This is a genomic window from Fictibacillus arsenicus (genome assembly GCF_001642935.1).
Taxonomy (GTDB): Bacteria; Bacillota; Bacilli; order Bacillales; family Fictibacillaceae; genus Fictibacillus; species Fictibacillus arsenicus_B.
Map to the genome: position 1 here is coordinate 1,601,480 of NZ_CP016761.1, position 15,556 is coordinate 1,617,035.

A 15,556-nucleotide genomic window follows, 5' to 3' on the forward strand; every position below is an offset into this window, starting at 1 on the left:
AGAAGGTGGTGGTTTTCTTGGGACGAAAATTAAAACAGATGTTCTTAACAGTTATTACATCATTACTCATATTTTCTATCCTATCTGCGTGCAGCAAAAATAATGAGAAGAAGGTTAAAGGGAATGAAAGCGTAAGTTCACAGCTTAATCCCGTATTATCTGTTCAACAGAGAAACGATGGAATCGATTTTTTAATAGCTTTAGAGAACCAAAGCAATCATACTGTAACTTTAAAATTCGACAGCTCTAAAATGTTTGATATTACGGTTACAGATTCAACAGGAAAAGAGAATTTCAGGCATTCGAAAGGGAAGAAGTATAAACAGAACACAGAGAAAGTGCAGATCAAAGCAGGAGCAAGCCATTTATGGAAAGCAAAGTGGAAGATTTCTCCAGAGGACAGAAAAGCTGGAATATACAAAGTAAAAGCGGTATTTAACCCGAGCAAAGTTACACCAGGATCTATTAAATCTGAAAATCTGGTTGTTACCGAGAACTTAACCTTACAATCAGGGCTTGGAGATTTAAAGAATAATTCTTTCAGGAATATCCACTTTACAGGGACAGATGGGGAATACAAAGTTTCTGGTGAAGCAAGAGTTTTTGAAGCTTCATTTGCATACTTAGTTACAGATGGCCATGAGGTTTTTGTTGAAAATCATGCACAAACTGCAGAAGGAGCACCTGCATGGGCGCCTTTTTCGTTCGAGATTAAGATCCCTGAGGAAGACCTGCCGATTAATGGTACATTGATGCTTGAACTGTTCTACTATAGTCCGAAAGACGGCGAGAAAACAGATGTATTGGCTGTTCCGCTAGAGACTTTTAGATAAAAATGAGCGTGGAAACTACATTTGAGTAACATCAAAAAACCAGCCCTCATCAAAATTTAGGCTGGTTTCGCATTTTACATATTAAGCATTCTCGTTTAAAGCTTTTTCAATTTCAGGCATAAGCTGATTCCAGTCACTGTCGTTTGTTTTGTTAACTGTGATGAAGTTTTCAAAGCCGAAGATTGATTCTACACCGTCGATAGATAGCAGTGCTTTTGCAAGTGGTGAATCCGTATCGTCACCAACACGTGCAGATAATCTTCCTTCTAGAAATTTTTCAGATGCATCAAACTTAATTGCGTTTGGATTTGGTGTAGGCTGGATCGAAAATTCAATTGCCATAAAAAAACACTCCTTCTTTAATTAAAAATTAAATGCGTATCTCTTTGAGATGATATCATGAAAATCCAGTGAGTTATACAGATGCTTCGTTACAGAGTTATTGATTCCTGTTTCTAATTCAATTGATTTAATACCATCACGTTCGGCCCAATAGATTAAATGAAGTAGCAGTTTGCGGGCAATACCCTTATTTCGGTACTCTTCATGTACATATAGTTCATTAAGCCATAAATAAGGACCACCGATGCGAATGCTGATACCCAAATTGAAAAAAGCAAGTCCGATAATAGTATCTTCTTCCTGAGCAACAATAATCCCGCTCTTATCAGGGTTTTCCAGCGCAAGCTTAACACCTGCAAGCGTTCGGGAATGTTCTTCAGGTTCACCGTCCATTGTGCGCTGCTGTATAAAAAGGTGCGCAATTTCTTCGATAATATGGGATTCTGCGTCATTCGTTACTCGATATATTTTCATTTAAAATGCCCCCAAAATTACTCTTAAAACATTAAATTTAAACATAACATAACACATTATAACAAATTTATTGATGCTATGACGTTTGATAAATGGAAATTTCTTTCGAATAACTATAAAAATAGACAAATAAAAGGAGATGGGTGGGAATGAAGACTCTTGTTTGTTTTGGGGACAGCATCACTTCCAAAGAAAAGAGTAAAGACGGTTCGCTGCGTCTGACCTCCCGATTAAGACAAGAATTAACAGAATGGGTAGTTATGAACGCTGGTATACCGGCGGAAACAACAAGGGCTGCCCTTGTCAGGCTGCAAGACGATGTTTTGAGACATCAGCCCGATTTTGTAACCATACTGTTTGGTGCAAATGATTCAAGTGACCACAGACTCATCCCTTTAAAAGAATACGAAAAAAACCTCACGTACATGGTAAAAAAAATCGGTGCAAAAAAAGTCATATTGATCAGTCCTGCACCTGTTTACGAAGATAAGCAAAAAGCAAGAACGAACGAAAGAATGAAAACATATGCCCAGACCGTTAAAAAGGTGGCAAAGCATGAGGGAACAGCATATGTACCTCTTTTTGAAGTACTTAACGAAAAGGATATCAATAAATATGTTATTGAAGATGGTCTCCATTTTAATAAGTACGGGTATGAAGAATTAAGTAAACTGATCATAAAAAAAATAAATACGCTGACCGCAATATCATATCCAAAAAAACAGCTTTCTCCATAATTAGAGAAAGCTGCTTTCCATTACTGAAGGTTATTTTGATTTTGATCGTCCTCTAAAAGGTTTTGCGCATCTTCTAAGCTTAAGCCTGTCGCCTGAGAGAAGGATGGAGGCTGCCCTGTTTGAGAAGTACTTGCATGATTTGAATGAGCATCAAGTTCCTGCTGAAGTTCAGCAAGCTGAGCACGTTCTGCATCAGAAGAATTCGCCATAGCTGAGGATAAAGCATTCTGAGCAACTTCCATATCATGACTCGAAAGGTTCGTATGTGATGTATGGCTGTTCGTCTGATTCTGGTTATTCATCATCTCATTAGCTGAGTTTTGAAACTTTCCAACAGCCTGTTGAACAGCATTTCTTGCCATTTGAAATAATTTATTTGCCATCTTTATATGCCTCCTAGAGAGTTTCTTTCTTCTTTTTCACGCTTGCGGTCTTCTTGTTCATTCTTGCTGAATGCCATTGTTGTTTCTTGGCTCACCATATCAGCACCTTGCTTTATTGTTCGTTTTGAGCGGCTTTTTTTACTCATTTAAAATACCTCCTTTTCTCCCGTATGATTAGTTTTAACCGTCAAGAAGACATTATGTAAAAAGAAGATAAAACAGCATATAAAAGAAATGGAAAAATAAAAAACCTCTGAATCCCCAGAGGTTTTTTCGAGTGAACTATACAAGTTCCAATACATTTTTCAAATAATGTGCAATTCCTTCTTCTTCGTTTGTTAACGTAACATAATTCGCACGCACTTTAAGCTCATCAATTGCATTGCCCATTGCTACACCATGTCCTGCGTATTCAATCATTTCAAAGTCATTGTCCTCATCCCCAAACGCAACAATTCGTTCTTGAGGTATGTTGTAATAAGCTGCAATTTTTTCAAGGCCAGTTGCTTTATTAATGCCAGAACGAATGACTTCAATAATGTTCCATGGAGCAGCCCAGACACGCTGATCAACTACTTCTGCATGCTCCAGTTCCAGCATTTTTCTCAGCTCACTGATGTGGTGGTCTTCAGGATGAACGAGGATTGCTGTTGGGTCTTCGGTTAATGTTTTTTGAAGATCTCCGATTTGAAGAGGATTTTCATTCATGATAAAGGTATTAACAATGACTTCATCATGTTTCTTTAAATAGACATCGTCAAGTACTTCTACCATGATGTTTTTTACTTTAAAGGTTTCGCATGCTTTAATAATTCTTTGTGCGACATCAAGTTCCAAAGGTGAATGGTGAATACCGAATGCAGCATCATGCGGATGGTGAACAAAAGCGCCGTTAAAATTTACGATAGGAGTTTTTAATCCAAGCTCGTCATAATACATGTTTGATGAACGATAAGGTCTGCCAGTCGAAATACACACATGGTGGCCTTTTTCGATCAGTTCAAAAAGCAATGCTTTTGTCTTGCGGGGAATTTTCTTTTCATCTGTCAATAAGGTTCCATCAAGATCAAGTGCGATTAAGTATGGTTGTGTCACAAAAGTACCTGCCTTTTTATAATGCTTTACGTAAAGTGTAATATTTTCCCTTGAAAAAGTCTATTCATACAGGTCTTCATTCATGAAAATGAAGCGTGTCTCATGATAAGATGGAAAAAAAGAGAAAGAGGAGATACATTTGGTCTCGATTCAAAATGGAACGATAGGGGATATCCCTTTTTTAATGGTTGAAAAAGAAGAAAATAAAGGAATGCCTCTGCCGCTCTTTATTTTTATACATGGATACACAAGTGCGAAAGAACATAATCTGCATTTTGCATATACACTTGCTGAAAAAGGGCTTCGTGTCATTTTGCCCGATGCTCTTCATCATGGTGAGCGTATTTCTCCCAATCCTCCAAAAGTCATGGAATATGAATTTTGGAACATTGTTCATCAAGGTATTAAAGATGTAGATAAAATCATCGATTGGGCGAACGAAAATAATTATGTTTTTGATGGAGAAATTGCAGTTGGCGGGACTTCAATGGGGGCAATCATTACGTATGGATCGCTTGTAAACAATCAGCATATTAACGCCGGATGTGCATTAATGGGAACTCCATCCCATGAAGATTTCGCCAGATGGCAAATTGAAAGAATCGAAAGAGCAGGGCATAAGCTTCCTCTTTCAATAGAAGAATTAGATAAGTCATATGAATTAATCAGCAAATATGACCTCGTTCAAAATATGGATAAACTAAATAACCGTCCGTTATTCATATGGCATAGTGAGGTAGATGCCGTGATTCCATATGATTTTGCAAAACCTTTCGTTAATCTTCTTACTGAAAATAACCAGAGATCGGTTTACATGAATGACAAGACATCTGGTCATAAAGTTTCGCGTCCTGCTTATTTGAATGCTGTTGAGTGGATCGCTCAAACTATTAAAGCAAAAAAAGAAACGGTGTAATCTTTACCCCGTTTCTTCCAATTTAAGGCGATATGTTCTTTTTGGCTGGTACATATGATCAATTTCATCAATTTGCTTTTGAAGTGAATGCATGATGCGTAGTGTCCAAACACCTTTCTCGTTAAATTCTTCTGGGATGTCGGTAATGGTTACTTTATTGCCGCTTCGGTGGTAATATTCATAAGAAACCTTCATAAAATCAACATCCTTTCTATAATTTAAAAAAATAATAACAAATTTAAATAAAAAAGTAAACTGAAAAGTGTTTATTTTCTGATAATTTAAAGGAGGTACTATTTTGCCTGTTGCTAAAAGAAATCCGATTCCTGTTTCAGAAGCAATAAATAGCATCATGAATCATATCCGTGTTTGGGGAACTGAAGAAGTCCCATTAACGGAATGTGACAATCGTATATTGGCACAAGACCTTTCTGCTTCGCATGATGTACCGCCTTTTAACCGTTCACCATATGATGGATTTGCTATTAATTCGAAAGACACAGCAGATGCATCAGAAACTCAACCTGTTAAACTTCATGTTTTAGAAACGATCGGTGCAGGTCATGTTGCAGCTAATAAGGTGAAAAGCGGAACTGCAATAAGGATCATGACTGGAGCACAGATACCTGATGGAGCAGATGCTGTAATCATGCTTGAACTTGTAAAAGAAATGGATGAAAGTGGAAAGTCCTTCATTGAAATTAAGCGTACCGTTAAATCAAATGATAATATTTCGTTTCAAGGCGAAGATACAAAAGAAGGAACAAAGCTTGCTGAAGCTGGCACTCGAATAACACCAGGTTTAATCGCAGTTCTTGCAACGTTCGGTCATCATACGGTCTCTGTTTTTAAAAAGCCTGTCGTGGGTATTTTATCTACAGGAACCGAATTGCTGGATGTAAATGAACCTTTGCAGCCCGGTAAAATCAGAAACAGCAATGCATATATGGTGGCCGCACAAGCCAAAGCAATGGGGGCAGCGGTGAATTTGTATCAACACAGGGAAGATGACTTGGATTCTTTATATGAGAATATTACAGAATGTCTTAAAGAATCCGATATCCTAATTACAACTGGTGGCGTATCTGTCGGCGATTACGACTATCTTCCAGCGATTTATGAAAAATTAGGGGCTGAAGTCTTATTTAATAAGATTGCAATGAGACCTGGAAGTGTTACAACAGTTGCTGTCCATAAAGGCAAATGGCTCTTTGGACTTTCAGGAAATCCTTCTGCATGCTTCGTTGGATGTGAGCTTTTTGTAAGACCTGTAGTATTATCAAGTATGAAAGTAAAGAAGCCGCATTGTAAAGCAGTTAAAGCTGTTCTTGGTGCTGACTTTCCAAAACCTAATCCTTTTACCCGTTTTGTTAGAGCCGTTTTGACGGAAGAGTTTGATGGAAACGTTGTTACACCCGCTGGTCTTGATAAATCAGGTTCGGTTTCTTCACTTTTGGCAGCTAACTCACTTATTGTGTTGCCTGGAGGAACAAGAGGCTGGGAAAAGGGAAGTGAGGTTGGCGTACTATCATGGAACGGTGAAGGGAGTGAGTGGCCATGGGATTCCCCGTTATTCTTCAAGTCGTCGGCTACCAAAACAGCGGTAAAACAACAGTAATAACAAAACTGCTGAAGCAGCTATCGCAACAAAGGATAAAGACTGCTGTCATAAAGCATCACGGACATGAAGATACACTCGATATACAGGATCCTGGCAAGGATACTGAAAGTCACAGAAATGCAGGAGCTTTCATTACCGGAATCTCTTCTTCGGGAGGCACTATTTTTTCAATGAATCACGAAATGCCACTTGAAAAAGCAATTGAGATATATAAAGTATTGGATATAGAGTGTGTATTAATTGAAGGCTATAAAAAAATTCAATACCCTCGTGTCCTCCTCTGCCGTAATCAAAATGACAGTGATTTTATTATAAAATCCAGTGAGCCTGTTGCTATAATTAGCGAAAAACAACTAAAAGACGGCAGCAGTTTTCCACATTTTTTAAGAACAGAAGAAGACAAGTGGTTAAAATTTTTAATGGATTATATAGTAAGCCAGTTAAATGAGGAGAGAGCTTATCATGAAACTGTTTAATATCACGAATGAATTGATTAATAATCAGGAAGTTATTGATAAAGTGATTCATCATAACGCAGGTGCTGTTTCTGTTTTTATTGGTACGGTAAGGGAAATGACAGGAGAAAAGCAGACACGCTATTTGGAATATGAAGCATATGTACCTATGGCAGAAAAGCAGCTCGAAAAAATTGGGGATGAAATTCAAGAAAAGTGGCCGAGCGCAAAAACAGCAATTACGCACAGAATTGGAACCCTTCAAATCTCTGATGTTGCAGTTACGATTGCGGTTTCTACTCCTCACAGACAGGACGCTTTTGAAGCTAGCCGTTATGCGATCGAACGAATTAAAGAAATCGTACCAATCTGGAAAAAGGAACATTACTCAGATGGGGAAGAATGGATAGGCAATCAAAAAGGAACAGAAAAATATCCAGAAGGCCGCCCGGAAAGGATTGAGAAATAGATGGTGCAAATTTTGCTGTTTGCAAGCCTCGCACAACAAGCGGGGACACGAAAAATATCTTTGGAGTTAGATACACCAGTTACAATTGAACAGGTTAGAGACCACCTTCAAAACCAGCTTGGACAACTTACCGGGATAGAAAATGCACTCATTGCTGTAAATGAAGAATATGCTGATTTAACAGTTGAAATAACAAAAGGCGATACAATAGCATTTATCCCTCCTGTAAGCGGAGGCTGATCACTATTCGGTAAGGAATTTAACGATTGATTATTCTTTGGATTCCTTTTTTTCTTCTATATAACATGAAAAACAAAAAAGTTTTCCAGAAGGTCCAATTTCACCTTGAAAGAATCCATCCATACAGAATAAATCTTTCTTACAGATCTCACATATTCCAACATGTTCCTTCATATTTATTTTCTCCTCCGTTTAAGCCGATTTGATTTTTTCATACGAGGCAATGAGGTTGCGGGTTGTTTTCTTAACCAGCTGATGAACTTCTTCATTTCAGGTGCATGTTTTAAGGAATCCACTGTCGGATAAAGCGTGGCAAGTTCTGCATTTGTATATAAAAAGTGAACCTGTTTATGACACGGGATACATATTTGTGCGGTATCTGAAAAACGGCCGCCTTCTTCTTTAGGAATTAAATGATGTATAGTTAGATCAACGGGCTGCCTTTTGCAAAGTTCACAAACACCTTTCTCCATAATATTATCAAACCCTTCTTAATTATAGGCTGTTTTCGCAAACTTTGTTGCTCTTGAAAGTGATTGATTTCCGCTCCAGGATACTCGCTTTCCGTGGGGCGTGCGGTGTGCCTCTTCGGTGCTTTTACCATTAGGAGTGTGATTTTCAAGGAAGCATCTGTGCTCCTGCGTCTACAAGCAAATCCTGCAGAAGCGTGCTTCCTCGTCGCATGCCTTGCTAGAAGTAATCCAGGTGGTTGGCACGCACCTTCCTCTCCAATCAACTTGCCAATGAAGAGAATGAAAAAATGACCCCAAAAACAACAATCTTTTAGAAATGAGCGTTATTGTATAAACAGGACATTGAACCAACTTCTTTTTCTTTGAATAGGATGAGTTAAAAGGAGGGCGTATTATGTATCCAAATCAATTTGAAGGGCAGAATCCGATTCAGCAGGCACTTGGTATAAACAAGAATCCATATAAAAAGATATATAAAACATGTATGAAGAACAGAAACCAGCATGTACAGCTGATGTTGATTGATGGAATGACATACTCAGGGTTTATAGAATATGTAGATCAGCAAAATGTTTATTTTGCAATTCCTTATGTAGAAAACAAACCGAACGAATCCCGGAACACCGAATCACAATATAACGTTGCAGGTTATCAATTATACAGATGTATGTTTCCGCTTCAGGCTGTTGCAGGAGTTTCAGGGGCATTTTAAACTTTCTCACTGATGTGTATCTTTTCTTTTTTTTAGCAAGTGTTATCACGCAAACCGCGGGTAACCTATAAAAGAAAGGAGGCTCATCAAATGGGGCAGCATAGGCATTTTACACACGGTCAAAAAGCACCAAATAACGGCATATATGTTGAGATTGGCGAGACTGGAAGCATGGTCAATGACCCTCGGCAAATTCATTTGTCAGCAGGTGACCGTTTTCCAGAAACAACAAATCACAACCGTGTATGGACATATAAGAGGAAACCCTAACATAAAAAACAAAAACCCGGCATTTCGCCGGGTTTTCATTTTATATCTCTTCGCTTTTAGCTGGCAATAATTCCCCAATTACTGAAATTATGACTGTAAAGATGACGCCGAAGATCGATGCACTTACAAAATCGAATGTTCCACCTTGCATAGAGACTAGTACATAAAAAATCATATTACTTAACAATAAAGACCAGATTAACGTCCAAATATAACGCATACTACATTCACCTCTTTATGTAAACGAATTCTTTACCCTACTGTATAGTAACAAAAGTTTAGACAAAGGAAAAGATTCTTTACAAGAATTTATACACCTTGGTGTAAGAAATATCAAAAATTTTCATAAAATGTTCATGCTTAACAGGATTGACTGTCATAAATAAAGAAAGGAATACATATACCAGCACTGCTGATACTTTGAACATTTTTCAAAAGGGGGCTGCGATGTGGAGCAAAAATGGGAAGAACTTAAGGCGTTGGAAGAACAAGACGAGAAGAACTTGACTCCGAAAGGAAAAGAGGTTCTAGAACAGCTGAAAAAAGAACTCAATTCATAAAAACTTAGGCAGATAACTTTGGCTATTTTTTTTCCCTTGCATACATTAGTTAAGAAAAGCTAATGCGAGGGGAGAAATGTGAGTATCGATAAATGCACTTTCCAAATAGACAATCAATGGAATATTATCCATCTGCCAGAGCGCCCGAATGGATTTGCAGTTATGATCATCGGTGATTGCAGCCATTACGTTGATGCTCATACCAGTCTTTGGAAACAAAGCACTGAACGCGCCCATCTCATTCAATCCCTCAAAGAACAAGGATATACGATCTTCTATTCGAACCTTTATGGACGGCATTGGGGAAGTCCGAAAGCCGTTACCCTTGCGAAAAGGCTGTACCATTATGTCATGAAACACGAAATTTTAAATCCGAACATTCATTTAATTGCAGAAGGTATGGGCACTTTAGCCGCACTGCGCTTGATGGAAGAAATGGAATCTCATATACGCTCAGCCATTTTTATAAATCCTTGCTTTGATTTGAAGCATCATTTTAACCACGAAATGCAAAATCGTCTTTTCTTTAAGCGGCTAGTAAGGGAAATTAGTTCCGCTTACAATATAGAGGAACTTAAAATTGCCTCGCTAATTGATCAACTTCCTGAAATTATAGATTTATATGCAACAACACCCGTGAAAATATGGCATGCTGCAAGGGGAGTTTCATTTAATTTTAGAGATCATAGCAGAATTTATGAAAGAAGAAGACTCGAACTCAACGCTCCAATATCACTTTTAATCCATGTACCAGAAAATACATTCAATCCCGCTAGAGCCTTCAGGGAATTTTTTAGAGAAAATGAAAAAGTGCTATAACCCCATTGTTTCTTTTTAAAAAAGGGCAATGGGGTTTCTGCATGTAAAAAAAGTATCGTATTCTTGGCTTTTCTCCCATAGGATAATAAGAAGAGAAAAATGAAACTGGAGGCTCATACATGAAAAAGGCATTTGTTACTGGAGCAGCAGGGTTTATCGGTTTTCATTTGTGCAGCCGTTTGTTGGATGAAGAAGTTGATGTTGTCGGAATTGATATGGCAGAGTCACCAGACCGCATCGATTATATTGCACGCCATGCTGGTTTTCAATATCTGCCTTATGATATAAACGATACAGATCTGCAGCCATACACAAAAGACTGTGATGTTATCTTTCATCTTGCCTGCTCTATTAAACCTGCTGCACCGTGGGCAAATATTGAAGATGAAGTTCAAAGACATGTTTCCGTTCTTAAAAAAGTCGCTTCGTTTGCCAACCCGCAAACAAAGCTCATATATGTTTCTTCATATGATGTCTATGGAAAGAGGCAAGGAGAAGTAATCGAAAATTCTCCAAAGAATCCTGAAACACTTTTTGGTCTTATTAAATTAACAGAAGAAAATATGATAAAACAATTGGCAGAACAAAATGATTTTCCATTTGTCATTATGCGTTTGCCAACCGTATATGGACCAGGACAACCGGAGCATCACACCTATCAGCAAGTGATAGCCAAAGATGATAATAGACAAGAGCAAATATCAAAAGATACAGTTACTGAAGATGTTTTATTTGTAGAGGACGCTGCAGAAGCATTATTTTTAGCTGGTAAAGCTCCCGCCAAAAATGAAATTTACAATATTTCAAGCGGAAAACCAAACCATTGGCTCGAGGGCCTTACAGAATTAAAAGCCGAAAAGCTGACTTTCACAGAGAAAAGGAAAATGCGCATTAAGGGAGAGAAAGCTGAGCTTGAGCTCGGCTTTCGAGCAAAGACAAGGATCAAAGAAGGCATACAAAAACAGATCATGCATTTTAAAAACAAGAAGTCAAAGCCAAAATCAAATGAAATCTAAATTATGAAGATGGTTCCAGACAGTTTGATAAGTCTGGGACCATCTTTTAGTTCAACTGCAAAAAACTCATTGTCATAATAAAGTGTTTCTTGAATTCCTTTTTTTCTTTATAATATGAAGGGGCTAAATTATTGCCCATTTACATAAAGAGGAGGCAACTTTAATGATGAACAACGAACTTAACATGAAATTTATGCAGATTGCGATGTCTCATATGCCAGAGGCAAAAGCATTTTTAGAGCAAAAAGGCATTGAGCTGGGAATGGAAGATATTCAGCCGATGCTTCAGCTTTTAATGAACGTAATGAATGACGCATATGAACTCGGAAAAGAAGAAAACATATAAGATATGTAAACAAAAAGCCAACCTGAGCGGGTTGGCTTTTTTTACTTCTTTTTAAACGCAGAGAAAATTGGGGATATCTGCTGTGCAACTTTTACAGATTGATCAATCACGGCAAAAATTTTATTGTAGTCCAGAGATCCTTCCTGCGTTCTGAAAGAATGTAAAAATGGACGCGGTGGAAACGGCTGCTGAAACGGTGCAGGCATTCCTCTAAATCCAGGCCCTCCAAAGGATTGAGGAGGAATTCCCTGTCTCATATGAAGGGGCTGCTGCTGGCCGTGGCCGATTGGATAACGTCCAGGAAACTGCGGAGGATACATTGGCTGTTGTTGATGCAGAGGATTGTGCATTTTGAACCACTCCTAATATCAATTTCACCAAACTTACATTTTTCTTCTTTACAGGATATGCCCTAAGCCCTTTATTGGTGAAAGAAAACAACTTTAACTAGACAAAATAACGAAATTGGCATAAAATTAGTACCAGGTCATAATATTTGATATTAATTTATTTAAAACTATAGGCAAAGGGGTAATGGTATGAATGCAGGAATCATAGGGATGGGAAGTTATATCCCGGAAAAAATTCTGGCGAACTCCGACCTTGAAAAAATGGTAGATACGAATGACGAGTGGATTAGAACTCGTACCGGAATCGTAGAACGCAGAATTGCAGCAGAAACTGTAACAACTTCACATATGGCAAGACATGCTGCTGAAGAAGCATTGAAAGATGCAGGCATAAAAGCTGAAGACCTCGACATGATTGTTGTAGCAACCGTAACACCTGATAATCCTTTTCCTTCTGTAGCGTGTCAGCTTCAAGATTATTTAGGAGCAAAGAATGCAGTTGCAATGGATGTCAGTGCAGCATGTGCAGGTTTTATTTATGGGATAGTGGTTGCAAAACAATTTATTGAAACAGGCACTTATAAAAACGTACTAGTAGTAGGGGCTGAAAAGCTATCCAAAATTACAGATTGGAATGACCGCAATACAGCTGTATTGTTTGGTGACGGTGCAGGTGCAGCAATCCTTTCACCAGTAAGTGAAGGAAGAGGGATCCTTTCTTTTGAACTAGGTTCTGATGGGACAGGTGCTAAACATCTTTACCAGAATGAATTTATTCATATGAACGGACGGGAAGTTTTTAAGTTCGCTGTAAGACAGATGGGAGAAACATCGTTGAGTGTTGTTCATAAAGCAGGACTTACTAAAGAAGATGTAGACTTTTTGATTCCCCATCAGGCGAATATTAGAATTATGGAAGCGTCCAGAGAAAGATTGGAACTTCCGAAAGAAAAAATGATCGTAACCATTGATAAATTTGGAAATACATCATCAGCGTCAATTCCAATGGCATTAAAAGAAGCACTAAAAGATGGTAAAATAAAAGAAGATCATACAATCGTACTTGTCGGATTCGGCGGGGGCTTAACATGGGGTGCACTTGCACTTCGATGGGGCAGATAAGCTGAATTTAACAAACCTGATAAAGGAGAGTAGGTTTTACAATGAAAAAAAGAGTAGTCGTAACTGGTTTGGGAGCCGTAACTCCTCTTGGAAATAGTGTTGAAGAAACATGGAAAAAGATTTTAGAAGGACAAAGCGGGGTAGGACCGCTAACGAGAAGAAACGCTGAAAAGTTTCCGGTAAAAGTTGCTGCAGAAGCCACTGAATTTGATCCAACTGATTTCATGGATAAACGTGATGCACGCAGAATGGATCGTTTTACACAATTTGCAGTAGCTGCATCACTGATGGCAGTTAAAGATGCCAACCTGGAGATCACAGAAGACATTGCACCTCGCGTTGGCGTATGGATCGGTTCAGGTATTGGCGGAATGGATACACATGAAGAACAGTTCAGGATTTTTGAAGAAAAAGGCGTAAGACGTGTTAGTCCATTCTTTGTTCCAATGATGATACCTGACATGGCTTCAGGCCAGGTTTCAATTGCAATTGGTGCGCAAGGAATGAACTCTTGTACAGTAACCGCATGTGCTTCAGGTGCAAACTCGATCGGAGATGCATTCAAAGTTATTCAGCGCGGAGATGCTGATGTTATGGTTACTGGCGGTACTGAAGCACCTATTACAGATATGGCATTAGCAGGATTCTGCCAGGCAGGTGCTCTATCAACAAATCCGGACCCGAACACAGCAAGCCGCCCTTTCGATAAGAACCGCAGCGGTTTTATTATCGGAGAAGGAGCAGGAATTCTTATCCTTGAAGAATATGAATTTGCTAAAAAGCGCGGAGCTAAAATTTATGCCGAAATCGTTGGGTATGGAGCAACTGGTGATGCCTATCACATTACCCAGCCAGCTCCTGGCGGAGAAGGCGGTGCACGTGCAATGAAGCAGGCTGTTGAGGACAGCGGTCTTGCTTTAGAAGACATTTCATATATTAACGCACATGGCACAAGTACTGATTTTAACGATAAATTTGAAACAGCAGCGATTAAAGCTGTCTTTAATGAGCAAGCATACAAGATTCCTGTAAGTTCAACTAAATCAATGACAGGACATCTGCTTGGTGCTGCAGGTGGTATTGAAGCTATTTTCTCAGTAAAAGCGATTCAAGAAAACATTCTGCCTCCAACAATCAACTATGAAACACCTGACGAAGAATGCGATCTTGATTATGTACCGAACAAAGCAAGACAAGCAGAAGTGAAAGCTGTACTAAGCAACTCGCTAGGTTTTGGCGGGCATAATGCGTCACTTGTATTTAAAAAAATAGAAGAATAATGAATAAGAACCCCGTTTTCTTTGAGGAAACGGGGTTCTATTTTTCGATTTGCTAATTGCCTTATTTTAGAATAAAAAGGACAACCTCTGACTATACTGATTTTAAATACAAATCGGTAAAAAAGTGAGGGGTACAAATGTTATACTTACGTGATGTTTGGGTCAACTGGTTTGAAGGAGAAGAGAATGGCTATAACGTTTGTGAGTTCCATGAATGGAGAAAAGACGACTATATTGAGCTGCTGGATCAAGTACCCATTATCAAGATTGAATCAACACTTTTTCATTACATCGAAAATGATTTAAACGATCTTCCAGATGCATTATTAGAAGAAGTGCATCAAAAAGCGTATGTCAGAAAGAACAACCAGCGCGTACAGCTAGAACATTGCTTTATCATAACGGATGAGAAAAAATCGTTGATTGTAGATACAATGGGTTATAGAATACCAATACGAAAGAGCAGACTCATTCCAAGACAAGAACAGCTCGTTTTTGAGATGGCGGAGCAAACAGAAACAAAAGTTTACACATTCAGCGCAAAGCAGATGAGCAAAGAATATCACATATTGTCACCAAATCCAGACAGCATGAGAGGGCTGACAAGAAAGGAAAGACAGTTAAAACAACTGCTTTTTATGGCTCTTGATCAATTGCATTCGACAAAAAATGTAGCTGAAATGAGATATTGGTGCACAGAGTGGATGCCTGAACAATACGGGAAAATTCAACGAATGGATTTTGACGAAGCATGGGACGCACTTTATTGCGAATTAAAGAGCGGCTGGTCGAAGCAGCATTTAGATATGTGCGAAAGACTTGTAAAAGGACAGCCGTACTTTGAAAAGATTTGGGAACTTGAAAATGGAACTCACGTTAATTAATAAAACCAGCGGATTTTAGATTCCGCTGGTTTTTTGTATTTATTTTGGCTTTATAGAAGCAGATCTCCGCTTCAGATGCTCGTTTCTTGAGGAGAAAAGCCTTTTTACGGTACGTGTTCTTAAATCTATTTCACGTTCGCGCAAAAACCATGTACTTTC

At 38.6% G+C, this 15,556-nt stretch carries 25 protein-coding genes; 15 read left to right on the top strand and 10 right to left on the bottom strand.

Features of this window, described 5'->3' with window-relative positions:
- Positions 1-17: 17 nt before the first annotated feature.
- Positions 18-833, top strand: a complete 816-nt coding sequence (locus ABE41_RS08380; RefSeq protein WP_066288733.1) for a BsuPI-related putative proteinase inhibitor — start codon at positions 18-20, stop codon at positions 831-833.
- 81 nt (positions 834-914) lie between these two features.
- Here the strand turns inward: ABE41_RS08380 and ABE41_RS08385 are convergent, their stop codons facing one another.
- Positions 915-1,175 carry a NifU N-terminal domain-containing protein gene (locus ABE41_RS08385; protein WP_066288738.1) on the bottom strand — a complete coding sequence of 87 codons (261 nt, stop codon included), beginning with the start codon at positions 1,173-1,175 and terminating at the stop codon, positions 915-917.
- A gap of 21 nt (positions 1,176-1,196) precedes the next feature.
- Positions 1,197-1,649: a GNAT family N-acetyltransferase gene (locus ABE41_RS08390; RefSeq protein WP_066288739.1), complete on the bottom strand. Its 453-nt coding sequence runs from the start codon at positions 1,647-1,649 to the stop codon at positions 1,197-1,199.
- 149 nt (positions 1,650-1,798) lie between these two features.
- Between ABE41_RS08390 and ABE41_RS08395 the strand changes: the two genes are divergently transcribed.
- Positions 1,799-2,386: a GDSL-type esterase/lipase family protein gene (locus ABE41_RS08395; RefSeq protein WP_066288741.1), complete on the top strand. Its 588-nt coding sequence runs from the start codon at positions 1,799-1,801 to the stop codon at positions 2,384-2,386.
- Positions 2,387-2,406: 20 nt separating this feature from the next.
- On the opposite strand, the gene ABE41_RS08400 is transcribed toward ABE41_RS08395, so the two are convergent.
- The 3 genes from ABE41_RS08400 to ABE41_RS08405 all read right to left on the bottom strand — a co-directional run bounded on the left by ABE41_RS08400 (position 2,407) and on the right by ABE41_RS08405 (position 3,864).
- Entirely contained in the window at positions 2,407-2,769 is a 363-nt protein-coding gene (locus tag ABE41_RS08400; protein ID WP_066288743.1) for a DUF3813 domain-containing protein, read from the bottom strand.
- A gap of 2 nt (positions 2,770-2,771) precedes the next feature.
- On the bottom strand, positions 2,772-2,915 hold the full coding sequence (locus ABE41_RS21015) for a hypothetical protein (protein WP_156774253.1): 144 nt from the start codon (positions 2,913-2,915) through the stop codon (positions 2,772-2,774).
- Positions 2,916-3,051: 136 nt separating this feature from the next.
- Positions 3,052-3,864, bottom strand: a complete 813-nt coding sequence (locus ABE41_RS08405; RefSeq protein WP_066288749.1) for a Cof-type HAD-IIB family hydrolase — start codon at positions 3,862-3,864, stop codon at positions 3,052-3,054.
- Between the two features lie 139 nt (positions 3,865-4,003).
- Between ABE41_RS08405 and ABE41_RS08410 the strand changes: the two genes are divergently transcribed.
- On the top strand, positions 4,004-4,780 hold the full coding sequence (locus ABE41_RS08410) for a prolyl oligopeptidase family serine peptidase (RefSeq protein ID WP_066288750.1): 777 nt from the start codon (positions 4,004-4,006) through the stop codon (positions 4,778-4,780).
- A 3-nt stretch (positions 4,781-4,783) separates the two neighbouring features.
- Here the strand turns inward: ABE41_RS08410 and ABE41_RS21020 are convergent, their stop codons facing one another.
- A complete protein-coding gene (locus ABE41_RS21020) occupies positions 4,784-4,975 on the bottom strand; it encodes a hypothetical protein (protein ID WP_077361738.1) in 192 nt (63 codons plus the stop codon).
- A gap of 103 nt (positions 4,976-5,078) precedes the next feature.
- Between ABE41_RS21020 and ABE41_RS08420 the strand changes: the two genes are divergently transcribed.
- Genes ABE41_RS08420 through moaD form a run of 4 tightly spaced genes read left to right on the top strand, consistent with a single transcriptional unit; the run spans position 5,079 to position 7,565 of the window.
- Positions 5,079-6,398: a molybdopterin molybdotransferase MoeA gene (locus ABE41_RS08420; protein WP_083207738.1), complete on the top strand. Its 1,320-nt coding sequence runs from the start codon at positions 5,079-5,081 to the stop codon at positions 6,396-6,398.
- On the top strand, positions 6,338-6,877 hold the full coding sequence (gene mobB, locus ABE41_RS20620; RefSeq protein WP_083207937.1) for a molybdopterin-guanine dinucleotide biosynthesis protein B: 540 nt from the start codon (positions 6,338-6,340) through the stop codon (positions 6,875-6,877). The genes ABE41_RS08420 and mobB overlap by 61 nt, the downstream gene beginning before the upstream one ends.
- The gene (locus tag ABE41_RS08430) at positions 6,864-7,325 is read left to right on the top strand and encodes a molybdenum cofactor biosynthesis protein MoaE (RefSeq protein WP_066288759.1); all 462 of its coding nucleotides are present in this window, start codon (positions 6,864-6,866) and stop codon (positions 7,323-7,325) included. Before mobB ends, ABE41_RS08430 begins: the two co-directional genes overlap by 14 nt.
- Positions 7,326-7,565 (top strand): molybdopterin converting factor subunit 1, encoded by a 240-nt coding sequence (gene moaD, locus ABE41_RS08435; protein ID WP_066288762.1) that lies wholly within the window; start codon positions 7,326-7,328, stop codon positions 7,563-7,565.
- A 30-nt stretch (positions 7,566-7,595) separates the two neighbouring features.
- Here moaD and ABE41_RS21220 read toward each other — a convergent pair whose 3' ends face one another.
- A complete protein-coding gene (locus ABE41_RS21220; protein WP_172827343.1) occupies positions 7,596-7,739 on the bottom strand; it encodes a hypothetical protein in 144 nt (47 codons plus the stop codon).
- Positions 7,740-7,741: 2 nt separating this feature from the next.
- Positions 7,742-8,038: an HNH endonuclease gene (locus ABE41_RS08440; protein WP_066288763.1), complete on the bottom strand. Its 297-nt coding sequence runs from the start codon at positions 8,036-8,038 to the stop codon at positions 7,742-7,744.
- A gap of 394 nt (positions 8,039-8,432) precedes the next feature.
- Here ABE41_RS08440 and ABE41_RS08445 point away from each other — a divergent pair, with 394 nt between their 5' ends.
- The gene (locus tag ABE41_RS08445) at positions 8,433-8,750 is read left to right on the top strand and encodes a hypothetical protein (RefSeq protein ID WP_066288767.1); all 318 of its coding nucleotides are present in this window, start codon (positions 8,433-8,435) and stop codon (positions 8,748-8,750) included.
- Between the two features lie 90 nt (positions 8,751-8,840).
- Positions 8,841-9,020 (top strand): YjzC family protein, encoded by a 180-nt coding sequence (locus ABE41_RS08450; RefSeq protein ID WP_066288770.1) that lies wholly within the window; start codon positions 8,841-8,843, stop codon positions 9,018-9,020.
- A gap of 40 nt (positions 9,021-9,060) precedes the next feature.
- Here ABE41_RS08450 and ABE41_RS08455 read toward each other — a convergent pair whose 3' ends face one another.
- On the bottom strand, positions 9,061-9,240 hold the full coding sequence (locus ABE41_RS08455) for a YjzD family protein (protein ID WP_066288773.1): 180 nt from the start codon (positions 9,238-9,240) through the stop codon (positions 9,061-9,063).
- A gap of 418 nt (positions 9,241-9,658) precedes the next feature.
- Between ABE41_RS08455 and ABE41_RS08460 the strand changes: the two genes are divergently transcribed.
- The 3 genes from ABE41_RS08460 (at position 9,659) to ABE41_RS08470 (ending at position 11,761) form a co-directional block, all read left to right on the top strand.
- Entirely contained in the window at positions 9,659-10,399 is a 741-nt protein-coding gene (locus ABE41_RS08460) for a hypothetical protein (protein ID WP_066288776.1), read from the top strand.
- A 119-nt stretch (positions 10,400-10,518) separates the two neighbouring features.
- Positions 10,519-11,415, top strand: a complete 897-nt coding sequence (locus ABE41_RS08465) for an NAD-dependent epimerase/dehydratase family protein (RefSeq protein WP_066288779.1) — start codon at positions 10,519-10,521, stop codon at positions 11,413-11,415.
- Positions 11,416-11,578: 163 nt separating this feature from the next.
- A complete protein-coding gene (locus ABE41_RS08470; RefSeq protein WP_066288782.1) occupies positions 11,579-11,761 on the top strand; it encodes a ComZ family protein in 183 nt (60 codons plus the stop codon).
- A 41-nt stretch (positions 11,762-11,802) separates the two neighbouring features.
- Here the strand turns inward: ABE41_RS08470 and ABE41_RS08475 are convergent, their stop codons facing one another.
- Complete coding sequence (locus ABE41_RS08475; RefSeq protein ID WP_066288785.1) at positions 11,803-12,111, bottom strand: YppG family protein; 309 nt, start codon at positions 12,109-12,111, stop codon at positions 11,803-11,805.
- A gap of 189 nt (positions 12,112-12,300) precedes the next feature.
- On the opposite strand from ABE41_RS08475, the gene ABE41_RS08480 reads away from it, so the two are divergent.
- The 3 genes from ABE41_RS08480 (at position 12,301) to ABE41_RS08490 (ending at position 15,397) form a co-directional block, all read left to right on the top strand.
- Positions 12,301-13,233, top strand: coding sequence for a beta-ketoacyl-ACP synthase III (locus tag ABE41_RS08480; RefSeq protein WP_066288786.1), 933 nt, complete (start codon positions 12,301-12,303; stop codon positions 13,231-13,233).
- A gap of 41 nt (positions 13,234-13,274) precedes the next feature.
- Complete coding sequence (fabF, locus tag ABE41_RS08485; RefSeq protein WP_066288790.1) at positions 13,275-14,513, top strand: beta-ketoacyl-ACP synthase II; 1,239 nt, start codon at positions 13,275-13,277, stop codon at positions 14,511-14,513.
- Positions 14,514-14,650: 137 nt separating this feature from the next.
- Positions 14,651-15,397: a YjbA family protein gene (locus ABE41_RS08490; RefSeq protein ID WP_066288792.1), complete on the top strand. Its 747-nt coding sequence runs from the start codon at positions 14,651-14,653 to the stop codon at positions 15,395-15,397.
- Positions 15,398-15,556: the final 159 nt, after the last annotated feature.

What these genes read in the sequence shown, in the direction of transcription:
- ABE41_RS08385 (WP_066288738.1), bottom strand. Translation starts at nt 1,175, where the DNA reads ATGGCAATTGAATTTTCGATCCAGCCTACACCAAATCCAAACGCAATT.
- ABE41_RS08455 (WP_066288773.1), bottom strand. Translation starts at nt 9,240, where the DNA reads ATGCGTTATATTTGGACGTTAATCTGGTCTTTATTGTTAAGTAATATG.
- ABE41_RS08470 (WP_066288782.1), top strand. Translation starts at nt 11,579, where the DNA reads ATGATGAACAACGAACTTAACATGAAATTTATGCAGATTGCGATGTCT.
- ABE41_RS21015 (WP_156774253.1), bottom strand. Translation starts at nt 2,915, where the DNA reads ATGAGTAAAAAAAGCCGCTCAAAACGAACAATAAAGCAAGGTGCTGAT.
- ABE41_RS08400 (WP_066288743.1), bottom strand. Translation starts at nt 2,769, where the DNA reads ATGGCAAATAAATTATTTCAAATGGCAAGAAATGCTGTTCAACAGGCT.
- ABE41_RS08475 (WP_066288785.1), bottom strand. Translation starts at nt 12,111, where the DNA reads ATGCACAATCCTCTGCATCAACAACAGCCAATGTATCCTCCGCAGTTT.
- ABE41_RS21020 (WP_077361738.1), bottom strand. Translation starts at nt 4,975, where the DNA reads ATGAAGGTTTCTTATGAATATTACCACCGAAGCGGCAATAAAGTAACC.
- ABE41_RS08440 (WP_066288763.1), bottom strand. Translation starts at nt 8,038, where the DNA reads ATGGAGAAAGGTGTTTGTGAACTTTGCAAAAGGCAGCCCGTTGATCTA.
- moaD (WP_066288762.1), top strand. Translation starts at nt 7,326, where the DNA reads ATGGTGCAAATTTTGCTGTTTGCAAGCCTCGCACAACAAGCGGGGACA.
- ABE41_RS08390 (WP_066288739.1), bottom strand. Translation starts at nt 1,649, where the DNA reads ATGAAAATATATCGAGTAACGAATGACGCAGAATCCCATATTATCGAA.
- ABE41_RS08490 (WP_066288792.1), top strand. Translation starts at nt 14,651, where the DNA reads ATGTTATACTTACGTGATGTTTGGGTCAACTGGTTTGAAGGAGAAGAG.
- ABE41_RS21220 (WP_172827343.1), bottom strand. Translation starts at nt 7,739, where the DNA reads ATGAAGGAACATGTTGGAATATGTGAGATCTGTAAGAAAGATTTATTC.
- ABE41_RS08465 (WP_066288779.1), top strand. Translation starts at nt 10,519, where the DNA reads ATGAAAAAGGCATTTGTTACTGGAGCAGCAGGGTTTATCGGTTTTCAT.
- fabF (WP_066288790.1), top strand. Translation starts at nt 13,275, where the DNA reads ATGAAAAAAAGAGTAGTCGTAACTGGTTTGGGAGCCGTAACTCCTCTT.
- ABE41_RS08445 (WP_066288767.1), top strand. Translation starts at nt 8,433, where the DNA reads ATGTATCCAAATCAATTTGAAGGGCAGAATCCGATTCAGCAGGCACTT.
- ABE41_RS08450 (WP_066288770.1), top strand. Translation starts at nt 8,841, where the DNA reads ATGGGGCAGCATAGGCATTTTACACACGGTCAAAAAGCACCAAATAAC.
- mobB (WP_083207937.1), top strand. Translation starts at nt 6,338, where the DNA reads ATGGGATTCCCCGTTATTCTTCAAGTCGTCGGCTACCAAAACAGCGGT.
- ABE41_RS08430 (WP_066288759.1), top strand. Translation starts at nt 6,864, where the DNA reads ATGAAACTGTTTAATATCACGAATGAATTGATTAATAATCAGGAAGTT.
- ABE41_RS08480 (WP_066288786.1), top strand. Translation starts at nt 12,301, where the DNA reads ATGAATGCAGGAATCATAGGGATGGGAAGTTATATCCCGGAAAAAATT.
- ABE41_RS08395 (WP_066288741.1), top strand. Translation starts at nt 1,799, where the DNA reads ATGAAGACTCTTGTTTGTTTTGGGGACAGCATCACTTCCAAAGAAAAG.